The sequence below is a fragment of the Stenotrophomonas sp. SMYL20 genome, assembly GCF_036320045.1.
GTDB classification, from domain to species: domain Bacteria; phylum Pseudomonadota; class Gammaproteobacteria; order Xanthomonadales; family Xanthomonadaceae; genus Stenotrophomonas; species Stenotrophomonas maltophilia_A.
The window spans coordinates 113,774-128,987 of record NZ_JAWIRT010000007.1 but is presented as its reverse complement, the minus strand read 5'-3'; the positions used below and the strand labels follow the sequence as shown (position 1 = coordinate 128,987).

The window sequence follows — 15,214 nt, the reverse complement described above, 5'->3', positions numbered from 1 at the left end:
ACGGCCTGCTGCGGGGCAGGGTGATGGCAGACACAGTAGGCAGTGGGACTCACTTGGACTGGGAGGCCTTCAGTTCGGCGAGAACGGCATCGGCATGGCCGGCAACCTTGACCTTGCGCCAGGACTGCACGATGCGGCTGTCGGGGGAAATCAGGAAGGTGCTGCGTTCGATGCCACGTACCTGCTTGCCGTACATGTTCTTCATCTTGATCACGTCGAAGGCGCTGCACAGCGCTTCGTCGCCATCGCTGACCAACGGGAAGTTGAAGCCCTGCTTGGCACAGAAGTTGTCGTGCGACTTCACCGAGTCGCGTGAGACACCGAGTACCACCGCGCCTGCCTTCTTGAATTTCGGCAGCAGTGCGTTGAAGTCGATGCCTTCGGTGGTGCAGCCGGGGGTGCTGTCCTTGGGATAGAAGTACAGCACCAGCCAGTGGCCGGCGTAGTCGCCGAGAGTGGCCTGTTCGCCACCGGACAGCGCCAGCGGCAGGGAGAGGGTGGTGCTGTCCAGGGTATCGCCGTTGTTCATGAGGTCCTTCTGTCGAGCCTGGGTTCTTTCTACGACAATTGCATGAAACGCCACGCGCCCGTGAGAGGCGCGCGAAGAATCAGAATTTCATCGGGTCCATGATCGCGTCCAGGTTCAGGTGGTCGCAGAATTCAAGGAAGTCGTCGCGCAGCGCGGCGATGTGCATGTTGGCCGGCACGCCGATGGTGACCTGCGCGCTGAACATCTCCGCACCGGTCTGCATGGCGCGGTAGCGCGTGCTCTGCAGGTTCTCGATGGTGATGCCCTGGCGGTCGAAGAAATCGGCCAGCTGGAACAGGATGCCCGGCTTGTCGGCGGCGATCACTTCGACGATGTACGGCAGCAGGTTGGACTGCGCCTGCTTGGCGGCAGTGCGGTACCAGACCAGCTTCAGGCCCTCTTCGCGCTCCAGCCGGGTCAGCATCGCTTCCAGCTTGGCCACCGAGTCCCAGGAGCCGGTGGCCAGGGCGGTGACCGAGACATCGCGGCCGACCGTGGCCAGGCGTGCGTCCACCAGATTGCAGCCGCTGTCGGCAATGCGGCGGGTGACGGACAGCAGGGGGGACTCCGGATGCGTCGTGTAGGCGTTGATCAGGAGGTGGTTTTCGCTCGGCGCGGGGCGCGGGGTGGTGTCGGTCAAGGCGATTCCGGGTAATGCATGCGTTAGTCTGAATGCCCGCCAGAGGCGGGGATCCACCGGTGTCCAGCATACTTGCCCGTGCTTTCGCGCCGCAAGTAACATTCAGGTCGCCCCCGGCCTTTCGTGGCGGGCGTTTTCCCTTTCCAGCCAAGAGCAGCACGTCCTTGTCCCTTTCCGGCCTCATCACCGCGCTGGCGACCCCGTTCCGGGCCGACGGCGCCCTCGATCCCGACGGTTGGCAGCGCCTGCTGCACCTGCAACTGGAAGGTGGCGTCCATGGCGTTGTCGTAGCCGGCTCGACCGGTGAAGCAGCGACCCTCACCGATGCCGAGTACGACCTGCTGCTGGCCAGCGCGGTCGAGCGCATCGGCGGCCGCATCCCGGTCATGGCCGGTACCGGCCTGTCGGGCACCGCCAAGACCATCGAACAGACCCGCCGTGCCGCCGCGCTTGGCGCCAGCCACGCGCTGGTGGTCACCCCGCCGTACGTGCGGCCGACCCAGGCTGGCCTGATCGCCCACTACCGCGCGGTTGCCGACCAGGGCGGGCTGCCGGTCGTGCTGTACAACGTGCCCGGCCGTACCGGGTGCGACATGCAGCCGGATACCGTGGCCGAACTGGCCAGCCATCCCAACATCGTCGGCATCAAGGAGGCGGTGGGTGACACCGGCCGGGTGCAGGCGCTGCTCGCCCTGCGCAGCCCGCAGTTTGCCGTGTTCAGTGGCGACGACGGTACGGCGGCGCGCTCGATCCAGGCCGGTATCGATGGCCTGATCTCGGTCGGCTCCAACGTGCTGCCCGGCGCCTACCGCCGGATGTGCGAGCTGGCTGCCGCCCACGACCACGAAGCCACCGGGTCCTGGGATGCGCGCCTGCAGCCGTTCCATGATTTCTGCGGCGTTGAGCCGAACCCGATTCCGGTCAAGGCGCTGCTGCGCCGTATCGGCATCGGTCACGACCTGCGCCTGCCGCTGCTGCCGCTGTCGGCGGCGCACCATCCGGCGGCCGATCATCTTGCCGGCGACATCGCCGCCCTCGAAGCCCTTTCCAGCCACTGACCTTCCGTCTTGGTCTGACCCAGGAGATTCACATGCGTCAATCCGTATCCACCGTCCGCGTGCTGTCCTACGCCCTGCTTGCGGTGGCCGTTGCCGCCGGCACCACCGGCTGCTTCAAGCGTGGCGTCAAGGGCGACTACGCCCTGGCCCCGGAAATGCGTCCGCTGGAAGTGCCGCCGGACCTGAACCTGCCCAACGCCACCAGTGACAACAAGGTGCCGACCCTTGCCTCGGCGACCAAGCCGGCGGCCCCGGTGGCTGCGGCCCCGGCCGTGGGCAACACCGGTTTCACCATCGCCGGCGGCAAGGACGAGGCTTTCGCCAAGGTCGGCACCGCGCTGGAAGGCGTGGAAGGCGTGACCATCGCCAGCCGCGCGCAGCTGCTGGGCTCGTATGACGTGGCCTACGAAGGCAGCAACTTCCTGGTCCGCGTGGTCGCCGTCGATGCCGGCGCCTACATCTCCGCGGTCGACCCGCGTGGCCTGCCGGCCACTGCAGAAGCGCCGGTGAAGCTGATCGCCGCGCTCAAGGCAAAGCTGGCCCAGTAAGGGCCGGTCGGGTGGGTGCGGGCCCAGGTCCGCACGTGCCCGGGTAGAGGCCGACCTTGGTCGGCGCTTCTGTGCCAACCAAGGTTGGCACCTACCGGATCCTGCGGTTGGCAGCTACCGGATCCTGCGGTTGGCACCTATCGGATCTTGCGGTTGGCATCTATCGGATCGCGCGGATGCTATCTGCCGAGCAACGAAAAAGGGCGCCATAGGCGCCCTTTTCGTTGCGGCAAGAGGCGCTTCTCAGCGCTCCAGCAGCTTCAGCTTGTCCGGCTTGCCGTCCCATTCGCCGGCGTCGGCGGGCGGGTCCTTGCGCACGGTCAGTACCGGCCACTCCTTCGCCAGCTCGGCGTTGAGGGCGACGAAGCTCTCCTGGCCGGCAGGAACATCGTCCTCCGGGAAGATCGCGTTGACCGGGCATTCCGGTTCGCAGAGGGTGCAGTCGATGCACTCATCCGGGTCGATCACCAGGAAGTTCGGGCCTTCGTGGAAGCAATCCACGGGGCATACTTCCACGCAATCGGTGTGTTTGCACTTGATGCAGTTTTCGGTGACGACAAAGGGCATGGGCTGGGGGTGGATCGATTCCTGAACCCGCCAATTCTAGAACAGGTTGGCCCCCGGTGTCGGCGCGGGGCGGAAATCAGGCGTCTGGCAGGCGCGGCCGTGGTGGTCGTTGGCGGCAGGGTGAGGCCTGTGCGACGCTGCGGGTCAGCCGGCTGCGTTGGATGGCCGGACCCCTTCCCAGCAGGATCGTTCATGTCCCCAGCCCAGCCCAACATCGCCTCCCATGGTGGTGAGAACACTGCATTCATCGTCCTGATCAGCTGCGTGGCCACGCTGGGTGGATTCCTGTTCGGCTTCGACAGTGGTGTCATCAATGGCACGGTCGACGGCCTGCGCCAGGCCTTCAACTCCAGCGAGGCGGCGCTCGGTTTCGAAGTCGCCTCGATGCTGCTGGGCTGCGCGATCGGTGCCTTCCTGGCCGGCTGGCTGGGGGATCGCCTGGGCCGTCGTGGCGTGCTGATTGCCTCGGCACTGATGTTCCTGGTCTCGGCGCTGGGCGCCGGTGCCGCTCACGCTTCCTGGCTGTTCATCGCCGCACGGGTGCTCGGCGGCTTCGCGGTGGGCGCGGCCAGCGTGATGTCGCCGGCCTACATTGCCGAGGTGGCCTCGGCGCGCTATCGCGGGCGTTTGGCCACGGTGCAGCAGATGGCGATCATCTGCGGCCTGTTCGCCGCCTTCCTCAGCAATTACCTGCTGGCCCGAGCTGCTGGGGCGTCAACCGAGCCGCTATGGCTGGGCCATGAGGCCTGGCGCTGGATGTTTTGGATGCAGGCGCTGCCGTCCGGGCTGTTCCTGCTGTTGTTGCTGGTGATTCCGGAAAGCCCGCGCTTCCTGGTCCTGAAGGGGCGTCAGCAGCAGGCGAGGGCGGTACTGTCGCGGCTGTACGGCGAGGCGGCAGCGGCGACCAAGCAGGCCGAGATCGAAGCCAGCTTGGCCCAGGATCAGCACAAGCCGCGCTTCAGCGACCTGCGCGACACGGTCACCGGCAAGCTGCGCCCGATCCTCTGGGTAGGCATTGGCCTGGCCATGTTCCAGCAGCTGGTCGGCATCAACGTGGTGTTCTATTACGGCGCGGTGCTGTGGCAGGCGGTGGGCTTCTCGGAAAGCGACGCGCTGCTGATCAACGTGCTGTCCGGCGCGCTGAGCATCGGCGCCTGCCTGCTGACGGTGCTGTTGATCGACCGCATCGGGCGCAAGCCGCTGCTGTGGATCGGCTCGGTTGGGATGTCGGTGGCGCTGGTGCTGATGGTGGTCGCCTTCGCCAGTGGCAGCCTGGCCGATGGTCGCCTGCAGCTGTCCGACGGCATGGGCCGGCTGGCGCTGGTTGCGGCCAACGTCTACGTGGTGTTCTTCAACATGTCCTGGGGCCCGGTGATGTGGGTGATGCTGGGCGAAATGTTCCCGAACCAGATCCGCGGCCCGGCGTTGGCCGTTGCCGGTGCGGCGCAGTGGACCTCGAACTTCGCGATCACCGTGACCTTCCCGATGCTGCTGGCCGGCATCGGCCTGGCCGGGGCCTACGGCATCTACGCTGTCGTTGCGATCCTCTCGATCTTCTTCGTGGTCCGCTGCGTGCGCGAGACCAAGGGCAAGGAGCTGGAGCAGATGGAAGGCTGACGCTGCCCGGCTTCGGTTGCATCCTGTTGGCGCCTGGTTGTCCCGAGTTTGAGGGGGCAGGCCACCCTCTCCAAGACACGCAAAAGCCCGTCCATGGTGCTCGATGGCGCCATCCATGGCGCCAACGGTCCTGGAGAGGGCGGTCTGCCCCCTCCTGACAGTTTCATGGTGCGTGCGGACGCGGCGAAGCGCTGGTCGGTTGTTGCCGAGGGTCGCGGGAAACCGTCCAGAGCCGGTGGGGTCACTCAGGGCGGGACCGTTGGCGCCATGGGTTGGGCGCATGCGCCCGACGGGTTGGGCAGGAGCCCAACCCCGGTCTTGCCGTGTGCGCAGGACAGCGCACGCGAGCAAGGCGCCATCGAGCACCATGGATGGGCTTTTGCGTATCCAGGCCAGGATGGCCCGCCCCCTCCCACGCAGGAACAGGAAGGCGCTACTGCGACCAGGCCGACCGATGCCAATGCAAACCCCGGAAAACAGAAAAGCCCGCACAAAGGCGGGCTTTTTCGGTTCCTGCTGCGGCGACTGGCGCTCCCTAGGGGACTCGAACCCCTGTTTTAGCCTTGAGAGGGCCACGTCCTAACCACTAGACGAAGGGAGCGTAACTGTGTCGCTGCCGAGGCAGGAGCGCTAGTATATGCACCTCGATGCCATTGGGCAATCCCGAAACTTCAACCGGAAGCGCCAACATCATTTCCTCTGCTACATCACCGTTCAGCCTGCGCGTCATCCCGCGCGACCAGCACACGATCTCCCGCAAGGACATCAGCCCGAACGCCCTGCGCGTGCTTTATCGCCTGCGCGATGCCGGCTTCGGCGCCTACCTTGTCGGCGGCGCGGTGCGCGATCTGCTGGTCAATGGCCAACCCAAGGATTTCGACGTGGCCACCGACGCCACGCCCGAGCAGGTCAAGCAGTTGTTCCGCAACTGCCGCCTGATCGGTCGCCGGTTCCGCCTCGCCCACGTCGTGTTCGGCCGCGAGATCATCGAAGTCGCCACGTTCCGTGCCAACAGCGATGACGGCAGCGGCGACCGCGAGATGGAAAACGGCATGCTCGTGCGCGACAACGTGTACGGCACCATCGAAGACGACGCCATCCGCCGCGACTTCACCTGCAACGCCCTGTACTACGCCATCGAGGACTTCTCGGTGCGTGATTACACCGGCGGCTTCGAGGACGTCCAGGCGCGCCTGATGAAGCTGATCGGCGACCCCGAGCAGCGTTATCGCGAAGATCCGGTGCGCATGCTGCGTGCGGTGCGCCTGGCGGCCAAACTCGGCTTCCAGATCGAAGAGGGCACCGCCGCGCCGATCCCGCACCTGGCGGGCCTGCTCAACGAAGCCGCACCGGCGCGCCTGTTCGAAGAAGTGCTCAAACTGTTCCTGTCCGGGCACGGCGTGGCCAGCTTCGAAGGCCTCGAACGTTACGGCCTGCTGGACGTGCTGTTCCCGGAGAGCGCCAAGGCGCTGAAGTCCAACCGCACCGGCGCGCTGCGCCGCATGCTGGTGGAGGGCCTGGCCAACACCGATGCCCGCGTGGCCAACGATGAACCAGTCTCGCCCGCGTTCCTGTTTGCGCTGCTGCTGTGGCCGGCGTTCTGCCGCGCCCAGGCAACCCTGCTCAAGCAAGGCGTGGCACCGGAAGAGGCACAGCGCCGTGCCGCCGATCGCGTCACGGTGCAGCAGCTGAGCACCATCGCGCTGCCGCGCCGCTTCTCGCTGCCGATGCAGGAAATCTGGCTGCTGCAGTCGCGCTTCAGCTCGCGCCAGCGCAAGCGCGTGTTCCGTACCCTGACCCATCCGCGCTTCCGCGCTGCGTTCGACTTCCTCAGCCTGCGCCAGGTGGCCTCGGCCGAGCACGCCGCCGATGTCGAGTTCTGGCGTGAGGCGCAGGCGCAGTCCGGTCGCGAGCTGGAATCGTCGCTGGACGTGATGCACAGCGAAGAGGGGGATGACGAGAGCGGGGCACCGCGCAAGCGCCGCCGTCGCCGCCGTCGTCCGGGTGCCCCGGCCGGTGCGGCTGGCGAGTAAACGATGACCCTTGCCTGGATCGGCCTCGGCGCCAACCTTGGCGACGCGGCCGTCACCGTCGGCGCGGCGATTGCCGCGCTCGACGGCCTGCCCGATACCCGCCTGCGCCAAGCCTCAAGGCTGTACGCCACGCCGGCCTGGGGCAATGAAGACCAGCCGCCGTTCGTCAACGCGGTGGCTGCGGTCGAGACCACGCTGCCCGCCGATACGCTACTGCAGGCGATGCTGGCGCTGGAGCAGCGTTTTGGTCGCGTACGCGATCCGGCGGTGCACTGGGGCCCGCGCGCGCTGGACCTGGACCTGCTGCTGTATGGCGCGCAGGTGCTCGACCAGCCTGGTCTGCAGGTGCCGCATCCTTACCTGCACGAGCGTGCCTTCGTGTTGGTGCCGCTGGCCGAAATCGCGCCGGATCTGGCCATTCCCGGCCATGGCCGCGTGCGGGATGCAGTGATGCGGGTGGATGCCTGCGGGATTGCGCCGATAGGGTGATAATGCCCGGGTTATCTCCCCCGGTTATCAGCACATGAGCACCCACGCAGACAGCAAGCCCTGGACCGTTCCCGCCCTGGCCGAGGCCAAGCGCAATGGCCAGAAGCTGGTCATGTTGACCGCCTACGACGCCGGCTTCGCCCGCACTTTCGATGCCAACGGCGTCGACCTGATCCTGATCGGCGATTCGCTGGGCATGGTCGTGCAGGGCCATGATTCGACCTTGCCGGTGACCGTGGCCGACATGGTCTACCACACCCGCGCCGTGGCCCGCGTGCTGCAGCGTGCGTTGCTGGTGGCCGACCTGCCGTTCGGCGCCGATGCCACCCCGGAGCGCGCGCTGGATGCCTCGTTGCAGCTGCTGCAGGCGGGCGCCGAGATGGTCAAGATCGAAGGTGCCGGCTTCAAGGTCGACATCATCCGCTACCTGGTGGAGCGCGAGATTCCGGTCTGCGCGCATCTGGGCCTGACCCCGCAGTCGGTGCTGCGACTGGGCGGCTTCAAGATCCAGGGTCGTGGCGATGCCGCGCGCCAGCTGGTGGAAGATGCCAAGGCTGTGGCCGCTGCCGGCGCCAGCATCATGGTGCTCGAATGCGTGCCGACTCCGGTCGCCGCCGAAGTGACCGCTGCGGTGGATGTGCCGACCATCGGCATTGGCGCAGGCCCGCAGTGCGATGGCCAGGTGCTGGTGCTGCATGATTTCCTCGGCCTGGACAGTGGTCATCGCCGTCCCAAGTTCGTCAAGGATTTCCTTGCCGAAGGCGGTTCGGTGGCCGGTGCCACCCGCGCCTATGCCGACGCGGTGCGCGACGGCAGCTTCCCCGACGAACAGCACGCCTACGCCCAATGATCCAGACCTTCAACGAGCTCGGCGCACTGCGCGGGCAGATCGCCCAGTGGAAGCGCGAGGGCCTGCGGGTGGCGCTGGTGCCGACCATGGGCAACCTGCATGGAGGTCACCATTCGCTGGTGACCCTGGCCCGCCAGTACGCCGACAAGGTGGTGGCGAGCATCTTCGTCAACCCGACCCAGTTCGGGCCGAACGAGGATTTCAGCCGCTACCCGCGCACGCCCGAGGCCGACGTGGCCGGGCTGGAGCAGGCCGGCTGCGATGCGGTGTGGCTGCCCAGCGTCGAGGTGATGTACCCGCTGGGGGTGGACAAGACCACGCGCATGCACGCGCCGGGCGTGAGTGAAGTGCTGGAAGGCGCCAGCCGTCCGGGGCACTTCGATGGCGTGTGCACGGTGGTGGCGCGCCTGTTCCTGCAGGTGCAGCCGGATGTGGCCGTGTTCGGCCGCAAGGATTACCAGCAGCTGGCGGTCATCCGCCAGATGGTGGCCGAGCTGTCGTTCCCGATCCAGATCGTCGGTGCGGACATCGTGCGCGACGAGGATGGCCTGGCCAAGAGTTCGCGCAACCAGTACCTGAGCGCCGAACAGCGCCCGGTCGCGACCAGCATCCACCGCACCCTGCTGGGCATGCGCGAAGGCTACGTGGCCGGGCAGGCACGTGATCGCATCGAGGCCGACGCCACGGCGGCATTGCAGGTGGCCGGTTTCCAGGTCGACTATGCAGTGCTGCGGACCCCGGAACTGGCCGAGCCGACCTTCGACGGCGGTGGCCGCGTGGCGCTGATCGCCGCACGCCTGGGCAGCACGCGCCTGATCGACAACCTGGAGTTCTGAGCCGCATGCGGCTCCGGGGCGCCCGCAACGGGCGCCTCTCGACTTCCCACGGACGGGAGACCGGAAATGAAGACCCCCAGCACTGATACCGGCCGTCTTGCCCAGGCCTCGATCCTGGCGGTGCTGGCCGCCGGCATGCTGCCGGCCCAGCTGTTTGGCGGCCTGTTGTTCGCGCTTGAATTCCGGCGCACGCCGATGCCTGCGCTCACCGGCGGTGGGCTGATGTTCGTATTGGCCGTGTGCAATGCGATCGCGGTGTTGCTGCCGATGGCGCTGATCCTGCAGTCTCAACAGCGGCTGCGCCGGACCGGATTCGTGCTGGTCGGCTTCGGGCTGGGCGCGCTGGCCATGGCCACCTGCACCTGGCCGGGCGCGGACAATGGTCCGCTGCTGCAGCGCCTGCGCTATGTCGACACCTTCGACGTGATCAGCTATGCCTTGCAGGTGCTGGCCGCAGGTGGCTTAGGCCTGGTCGCCGGGCTGGCCTTCCATACGGTGTTCCGGCTGTCTCTGGAGGGTCGTTCCGGGCATGCCGCGCCGCCGCCGCCGGGGGAGGGGGCCTGAACAGCCCTCAGCGTCCTGCTGCGGCCCCCTGACGATGGCCAAGCGGGTGCTAGAATCCGCTCTTTCCTTTGCCGTTGCAGCGCCCCCATGCACCTGTCCCTGCTCAAGACCAAGATCCACCGCGCCACCGTCACCCATTCCGAGCTGAACTACGAAGGCTCGATCGCCATCGATGACAACCTGCTGGCTGCCACCGGCATCCGTGAGTTCGAGCAGGTGCACATCTGGGACGTGACCAACGGTGCGCGCTTCTCGACCTATGCCATCCGTGCCGAAGCCGGCAGCGGCGTTGTTTCGCTCAACGGTGGTGCCGCGCGCCACGTGCAGGTCGGTGACATCATCATCATCGCCGCGTTCGCCAGCATGACCGAGCAGGAAGCTGACAGCTTCAAGCCGAAGCTGGTGTACGTTGATGGCAAGAACCAGATCTCCCACACCAACGACACGATCCCGACCCAGGCCGCATGACAACGAACAACGGATTCGACTCGCTGCATTTCCACGCCCAGCGCCTGAAGGGCGCAAGCATTCCCAGCCTGCTCGCCGCCGAACCCGGCCGCGTGCAGGACCTGGCGCTGCGGGTCGGTCCGTTGTATGTCAATTTCGCGCGGCAGAAATACGATGCCGCGGCGTTGCAGGCCCTGCTCACGTTGGCCGCCGATCGTGATGTCGGTGGTGCCATCACCCGCTTGTTCCGTGGCGAGCAGGTCAACCTGACCGAAGGTCGCGCCGCGCTGCATACCGCGCTGCGCGGCGACGTGGTCGATGCGCCGGTGGCGGCCGAGGCCTATGCCACCGCGCGCGACATCCGCCAGCGCATGGGCGTGCTGGTGCGTGCGCTGGAAGACAGCGGCGTCACTGACGTGGTCAGCGTCGGCATCGGTGGTTCCGATCTCGGTCCGCGCCTGGTCGCCGATGCGCTGCGCCCGGTCACCGGTGCGCGCCTGCGCGTGCATTTCGTATCGAACGTGGACGGCGCCGCCATGCAGCGCACACTGGCCACGCTGGATCCGGCGAAGACCGCCGGCATCCTCATCTCCAAGACCTTCGGTACGCAGGAAACCCTGCTCAACGGCCAGATCCTGCACGACTGGCTGGGTGGCAGCGAGCGCCTGTATGCAGTCAGCGCCAATCCGGATCGCGCCGCCAAGGCCTTCGCGATCGCCGCCGATCGCGTACTGCCGATGTGGGACTGGGTCGGTGGCCGTTATTCGCTGTGGTCGGCCGTTGGTTTCCCGATCGCGCTTGCGATCGGCTTCGAGCGCTTCGAGCAGCTGCTGGACGGCGCCGCGCAGATGGATGCGCACGCGCTGGATGCACCGCTGGAGCGCAACCTGCCGGTGCTGCACGGCCTGACCGACATCTGGAACCGCAACCTGCTGGGCCATGCCACGCACGCGGTGATGACTTACGACCAGCGCCTGGCGCTGCTGCCGGCCTACCTGCAGCAGCTGGTGATGGAAAGCCTGGGCAAGCGCGTGCAGCGTGACGGCCAGCCGGTCACCACCGACACCGTGCCGGTGTGGTGGGGCGGCGCGGGCACCGATGTGCAGCACAGCTTCTTCCAGGCGCTGCATCAGGGTACCAGCATCGTTCCGGCCGACTTCATCGGCTGCGTACACAACGACGATCCCTACACGATCAATCATCAGGCCCTGCTGGCCAATCTGCTGGCGCAGACCGAAGCACTGGCCAATGGCCAGAGCAGCGACGACCCGCACCGTGATTACCCGGGCGGCCGCCCGAGCACGCTGATCCTGCTCGATGCGCTGACCCCGCAGGCGCTGGGTGCGCTGATCGCCATGTACGAACACGCCGTGTACGTGCAGTCGGTGATCTGGAACATCAATGCCTTCGACCAGTTCGGTGTCGAGCTTGGCAAGCAGCTGGCCAGTGGTCTGCTGCCGGCGCTGCAGGGTGAGGATGTGGCGATTGCCGATCCGATGACCCGCGAGATTCTGGCGCAGTTGATGGGCTGACCGGGCCTGCGGATGTGCCGGCGCCGGCCGGCCATCCGATGCCTCTCCGGTTGCCTTCGATCCGGTCGCGCAGGAATGGCGGCGCGGCCACTCATTCCACGTCACTTCCGTACTGCACGTGCAGCGTATTCGTGCGTCCTGCCGCAGCGCAGCTTGACGCACTTCACACGCGGATGCAGTGTGCACGGGCGGCTGTACCTGTCATCCAGTATCGCTCGCAGCATGAAGTTGATGCCAGGGACTGGCCGTATCCGAAGGGACGTGGAATCGATCCATGTCCTCAACGCCTCATGTTGTGAATGACAGGAGATTGCGAATGGATCTGAACGACGATGTTGTGTCCGGCTGGCTCAATGGCTCGGACGATGTGGATGGATGCGCCAACCCTGCGGGTTCGCTGTTCATCTATGGCGCTGGGGCCACCGAGTCCGCGCTCACGTCGGCCTCCGACACCCTGATCACCGGTGGCGGTACCGAGTGCACCACCACGATGTCGGTGGTCAATCACTGCCTGTGCTGTTGATGTAGCCCGAGCCGGCACGCAGCGGCTTGCGCTGCGTGCCGGCGACTGGAACAGACTCTGGACACTTTGCAGGGGGCGTAATGACCGCTTCTCCGGCTGCGGCCGCGTTTGCGCGCATCACCGAACATTTTCTTGTCGACGCGCGCACCGCGTTGGCGGCTGGCCTGCATGACCCCGCCATCGATCTGCGGCCAGACGAGCGCGCACTCCTGCATGAGCAGGGCGATGCGGCGCTTCGTGAACATGCCCAGCTCAAGCTCAACCGCGTACTGCTGCTGGAACTGCATGCGGCCGCGCGCGGTGGTGACATCGGCCCGCTTGAGGGCGCCGGTGCGCTGGACGAATTCGTGGCCCTCGCCACCGGCGAGGGCTTCCATGAGCATCTGCAGCGACGCTACCCGGTGCTGCTGCCGCGACTGTCGCGCATGCTCGAAGGACAATGTGCGGCTGTGGTGGAGCTGGCCGCGCGCATCGGCCGTGATCGTGCGCTGCTGACGGACCTGCTCGGCAGTCCGGCAGGATCGCTGCGTGCGGTGTCGCTGGGGCGCGGTGACCTGCACGGTGGCGGCCGGACCGTGGCGCGGTTGCAGTTCGACGGCGGTACGCTGATGTACAAGCCGCGCTCGCTGCGCATCGATGCCACGCTTGATGGCCTGCTTGAAGCCGTCTTCGGCGAGGGCCCTGGCCGGGTACGCGTGCCGCGCGTGGTGGATCGTGGCAGCCACGGCTGGGCTGCATTTGCCGAGCACCGTTATTGTTCCGGTGACGAAGAGCTGCGCGCCTACTACCGCGGTCTCGGTCACTGGCTGGCCATCCTGCGCCTGGTGGGCGGGACCGACATCCATCTGGAGAACCTGATCGCGGTCGGGCCGGTGCCGGTGGTGGTCGACGCCGAAAGCGTGTTCTCGCAGGTCATCGACGTCGAACCATCCGGTCTGGGCGATGCCTATGACACGGCAGTCAAGCTGATGCGCAATTCGGTGCTGCGCACCGGTATCGTGCCGTTCCGCACCACCGGCCTCGGCATGGAAGGCGTGGACCTGTCCGCCGCCGGCGCACTGCCGGGCGAGCAGCCGCGCGTGCAGGTGCCGGTGATCATCGAAGACGGGACGGCGCCGGCGCGGCTGGGCCTGGTCGAGGCAGAGGTCGCCATCGCACAGAACCATCCGAGCCCGCAGCCCGATGTGTCGTTGTACTGGGATCACATCAGCGAGGGTTTCGTCGATGCCAGCGGGCGCCTGCGTGCGCTGGATGCCAGGGGCGAACTGATGCCGTTGCTGGCCGGTTTCGAAGGCTGCCAGGTGCGCGATGTGCGGCGGCCGACCATGGCCTACGCCGAGCTCGGGCGGATGCTCTGGCATCCGGCATCGCTGCACAACGAAGCCCAGGCGGTTGAACGCGCGATCGACCTGCTGGTGCGCAATGCGGCGGTGTCACCGGCCGCGCCATCGGACCTGGAGATCGTGCGCGGCGAAGTGGACGACCTGCGCCACGGTGACATTCCGATCTTCGCATCGCAGCTGGACGCGGCCCGCATCCGCTCCATCACCGACAACTGGCGTGCGATGCGCATCGACCTGGAAGACGTGACCATCCGCAGCACGCTGGTAGCCACCGACCTGAACCAGCATGCGCTGGCCCGCGCCGAGGCTCGGTCCGGCTACAGCTACGCCGCGCAGCAGCCTCGCGCGGACGATCTGGACCTGCGCCGACGAACGCTTGCGGCACGCGCGGTGGAGAATCTTCTGCGTCTGGCCGTGCACGGTGAAGATGGTTCGATGACGTGGATCACGCCCGAGGTGACCCGCACAGGATGGACCGTCCAGCCGGTGCAGCCCGACCTGTATTTCGGGCTGGGAGGCATTGCGTTCGCGCTGGCGGCCTACCGCCGGGAAGTGGAGCAGGGCCGCGCCGATCCGGTGGCTGGGTTGGATCCGGCCATCGAAGGCGCCATTGCGGTGTTCCAGACCATGTGCGAGCGCCATCCCGCCGGGATCGATGGTGGTTTCGTCGGCACGGGCTCGCAGATCTGGACCCTGCTGGCATTGCATGATCTGCTGCAGCGCCCCGCACTGCTCGCGCTGGCCGAGCGCTGTGCGGAAGGAGTGGAACGTCGTGGTTTCCAGGGGCCGGTGAAATTCGAACTGATTGATGGCGTGTCCGGCATGATCCTGCCGCTGCTGGCGCTGGCCGAGGCCACCGGCAGATCGCGCTGGCTGGAGTTGGCGGCTGCAGCCGGGCGCCGCATGCAGGAAGCAGCGATCGTCGATGCCGACGGCGCACGCTGGCCGACGCCACAGTTCCGCGAGCCGATCGGTGGCTTTGGCCACGGCGCGATGGGCATGGGCTGGGCGCTGGCACGGCTGGCGCGTTCGGATGCCGGCAGCGTGCCTGAGCGGGCCGCCTGGCGGCAGCTGGCCGAAGGAGCCTTTGCGTTCCAGGCGGCGCTGTTCGAGACGCATACCGGGCGCTGGCGCGATATCCACCTGGAGGACGGGCAGAAGAATTTCCCGACCTGGTGCCATGGCAGTGTTGGCATCGGTCTGGCGGCGGCGGATCTGTACGCCCGCACCGGCGATCCCGCGCAGTTGCGTGACATGCGGCGGGCTGTGGCCGACGCGCGCGGCAAATGGGGGTTCAGCCACACCCTGTGCCATGGCGATGTGTCCACCCGGGAGCTGCTGGTGCTGGCGGCTGCGCTGGATCCGGAGGGATGTCCCTATCCGCAGGATGAGGCCGCCATCGAGATCGTTTCTTCGATCGAGGAGCACCAGGGCATGGTCGGCGGACTGACCCGCGCGGCCTTTACTCCGGGCCTGATGATCGGCCTGGCAGGTGCGATCTATGGCTTCCTGCGCATGCATCCGGCCTGCGCGCTGCCGTCGCCGTTGCTGCAGGAGACGGCGGCGGCGCGGGTCGATGCCCCGGCATCGCGTTCCAGTGCCGCGCAGGACCGACCGGCGCTGGCCGAGGTCTGAGCC

15 protein-coding genes and 1 tRNA gene are annotated in these 15,214 nt (G+C 67.0%); 12 read left to right on the top strand and 4 right to left on the bottom strand.

Features of this window, described 5'->3' with window-relative positions; genetic code table 11:
• Positions 1 to 49: 49 nt before the first annotated feature.
• Both V3B48_RS07450 and V3B48_RS07445 read right to left on the bottom strand, forming a co-directional pair.
• Positions 50 to 529, bottom strand: a complete 480-nt coding sequence (locus tag V3B48_RS07450; RefSeq protein ID WP_049445310.1) for a peroxiredoxin — start codon at positions 527 to 529, stop codon at positions 50 to 52.
• Between the two features lie 79 nt (positions 530 to 608).
• Positions 609 to 1,169, bottom strand: a complete 561-nt coding sequence (locus V3B48_RS07445; RefSeq protein WP_005409051.1) for a glycine cleavage system protein R — start codon at positions 1,167 to 1,169, stop codon at positions 609 to 611.
• Between the two features lie 164 nt (positions 1,170 to 1,333).
• Here V3B48_RS07445 and dapA point away from each other — a divergent pair, with 164 nt between their 5' ends.
• Positions 1,334 to 2,227: a 4-hydroxy-tetrahydrodipicolinate synthase gene (gene dapA, locus V3B48_RS07440; RefSeq protein WP_285302747.1), complete on the top strand. Its 894-nt coding sequence runs from the start codon at positions 1,334 to 1,336 to the stop codon at positions 2,225 to 2,227.
• A gap of 32 nt (positions 2,228 to 2,259) precedes the next feature.
• Entirely contained in the window at positions 2,260 to 2,775 is a 516-nt protein-coding gene (locus V3B48_RS07435; RefSeq protein ID WP_006432432.1) for a hypothetical protein, read from the top strand.
• A 243-nt stretch (positions 2,776 to 3,018) separates the two neighbouring features.
• Here V3B48_RS07435 and fdxA read toward each other — a convergent pair whose 3' ends face one another.
• Entirely contained in the window at positions 3,019 to 3,342 is a 324-nt protein-coding gene (fdxA, locus tag V3B48_RS07430; protein WP_004153066.1) for a ferredoxin FdxA, read from the bottom strand.
• Positions 3,343 to 3,534: 192 nt separating this feature from the next.
• Here fdxA and V3B48_RS07425 point away from each other — a divergent pair, with 192 nt between their 5' ends.
• Positions 3,535 to 4,959, top strand: coding sequence for a sugar porter family MFS transporter (locus V3B48_RS07425; RefSeq protein WP_049400938.1), 1,425 nt, complete (start codon positions 3,535 to 3,537; stop codon positions 4,957 to 4,959).
• Between the two features lie 526 nt (positions 4,960 to 5,485).
• Here the strand turns inward: V3B48_RS07425 and V3B48_RS07420 are convergent.
• Positions 5,486 to 5,560 (bottom strand) — tRNA-Glu (locus V3B48_RS07420).
• A gap of 52 nt (positions 5,561 to 5,612) precedes the next feature.
• On the opposite strand from V3B48_RS07420, the gene pcnB reads away from it, so the two are divergent.
• From pcnB to V3B48_RS07375, 9 genes are all read left to right on the top strand, one after another.
• On the top strand, positions 5,613 to 6,992 hold the full coding sequence (pcnB, locus tag V3B48_RS07415; RefSeq protein WP_032128849.1) for a polynucleotide adenylyltransferase PcnB: 1,380 nt from the start codon (positions 5,613 to 5,615) through the stop codon (positions 6,990 to 6,992).
• A gap of 3 nt (positions 6,993 to 6,995) precedes the next feature.
• Positions 6,996 to 7,481: a 2-amino-4-hydroxy-6-hydroxymethyldihydropteridine diphosphokinase gene (gene folK / locus V3B48_RS07410; protein WP_032128850.1), complete on the top strand. Its 486-nt coding sequence runs from the start codon at positions 6,996 to 6,998 to the stop codon at positions 7,479 to 7,481.
• Between the two features lie 34 nt (positions 7,482 to 7,515).
• Positions 7,516 to 8,331 (top strand): 3-methyl-2-oxobutanoate hydroxymethyltransferase, encoded by an 816-nt coding sequence (gene panB, locus V3B48_RS07405; RefSeq protein ID WP_005416119.1) that lies wholly within the window; start codon positions 7,516 to 7,518, stop codon positions 8,329 to 8,331.
• A complete protein-coding gene (panC, locus tag V3B48_RS07400) occupies positions 8,328 to 9,167 on the top strand; it encodes a pantoate--beta-alanine ligase (RefSeq protein ID WP_329893452.1) in 840 nt (279 codons plus the stop codon). Before panB ends, panC begins: the two co-directional genes overlap by 4 nt.
• Before the next feature lie 66 nt (positions 9,168 to 9,233).
• A complete protein-coding gene (locus V3B48_RS07395; protein WP_329893451.1) occupies positions 9,234 to 9,731 on the top strand; it encodes a hypothetical protein in 498 nt (165 codons plus the stop codon).
• A gap of 87 nt (positions 9,732 to 9,818) precedes the next feature.
• The gene (gene panD, locus V3B48_RS07390) at positions 9,819 to 10,199 is read left to right on the top strand and encodes an aspartate 1-decarboxylase (RefSeq protein ID WP_032128853.1); all 381 of its coding nucleotides are present in this window, start codon (positions 9,819 to 9,821) and stop codon (positions 10,197 to 10,199) included.
• Complete coding sequence (gene pgi, locus V3B48_RS07385) at positions 10,196 to 11,710, top strand: glucose-6-phosphate isomerase (RefSeq protein WP_329893450.1); 1,515 nt, start codon at positions 10,196 to 10,198, stop codon at positions 11,708 to 11,710. The genes panD and pgi overlap by 4 nt, the downstream gene beginning before the upstream one ends.
• Positions 11,711 to 12,026: 316 nt before the next feature.
• Positions 12,027 to 12,233 (top strand): DUF6229 family protein, encoded by a 207-nt coding sequence (locus tag V3B48_RS07380; protein WP_049400943.1) that lies wholly within the window; start codon positions 12,027 to 12,029, stop codon positions 12,231 to 12,233.
• An 80-nt stretch (positions 12,234 to 12,313) separates the two neighbouring features.
• Positions 12,314 to 15,211, top strand: a complete 2,898-nt coding sequence (locus V3B48_RS07375; protein ID WP_329893449.1) for a type 2 lanthipeptide synthetase LanM family protein — start codon at positions 12,314 to 12,316, stop codon at positions 15,209 to 15,211.
• The last annotated feature ends 3 nt before the right edge of the window (positions 15,212 to 15,214 follow it).

Bases quoted from the DNA above. Each gene is read 5' to 3' on its own strand.
- pgi (WP_329893450.1), top strand. From the start codon at position 10,196: ATGACAACGAACAACGGATTCGACTCGCTGCATTTCCACGCCCAGCGC.
- V3B48_RS07395 (WP_329893451.1), top strand. From the start codon at position 9,234: ATGAAGACCCCCAGCACTGATACCGGCCGTCTTGCCCAGGCCTCGATC.
- V3B48_RS07380 (WP_049400943.1), top strand. From the start codon at position 12,027: ATGGATCTGAACGACGATGTTGTGTCCGGCTGGCTCAATGGCTCGGAC.
- panB (WP_005416119.1), top strand. From the start codon at position 7,516: ATGAGCACCCACGCAGACAGCAAGCCCTGGACCGTTCCCGCCCTGGCC.
- V3B48_RS07375 (WP_329893449.1), top strand. From the start codon at position 12,314: ATGACCGCTTCTCCGGCTGCGGCCGCGTTTGCGCGCATCACCGAACAT.
- V3B48_RS07450 (WP_049445310.1), bottom strand. From the start codon at position 529: ATGAACAACGGCGATACCCTGGACAGCACCACCCTCTCCCTGCCGCTG.
- V3B48_RS07425 (WP_049400938.1), top strand. From the start codon at position 3,535: ATGTCCCCAGCCCAGCCCAACATCGCCTCCCATGGTGGTGAGAACACT.
- fdxA (WP_004153066.1), bottom strand. From the start codon at position 3,342: ATGCCCTTTGTCGTCACCGAAAACTGCATCAAGTGCAAACACACCGAT.
- panD (WP_032128853.1), top strand. From the start codon at position 9,819: ATGCACCTGTCCCTGCTCAAGACCAAGATCCACCGCGCCACCGTCACC.
- V3B48_RS07435 (WP_006432432.1), top strand. From the start codon at position 2,260: ATGCGTCAATCCGTATCCACCGTCCGCGTGCTGTCCTACGCCCTGCTT.
- panC (WP_329893452.1), top strand. From the start codon at position 8,328: ATGATCCAGACCTTCAACGAGCTCGGCGCACTGCGCGGGCAGATCGCC.
- folK (WP_032128850.1), top strand. From the start codon at position 6,996: ATGACCCTTGCCTGGATCGGCCTCGGCGCCAACCTTGGCGACGCGGCC.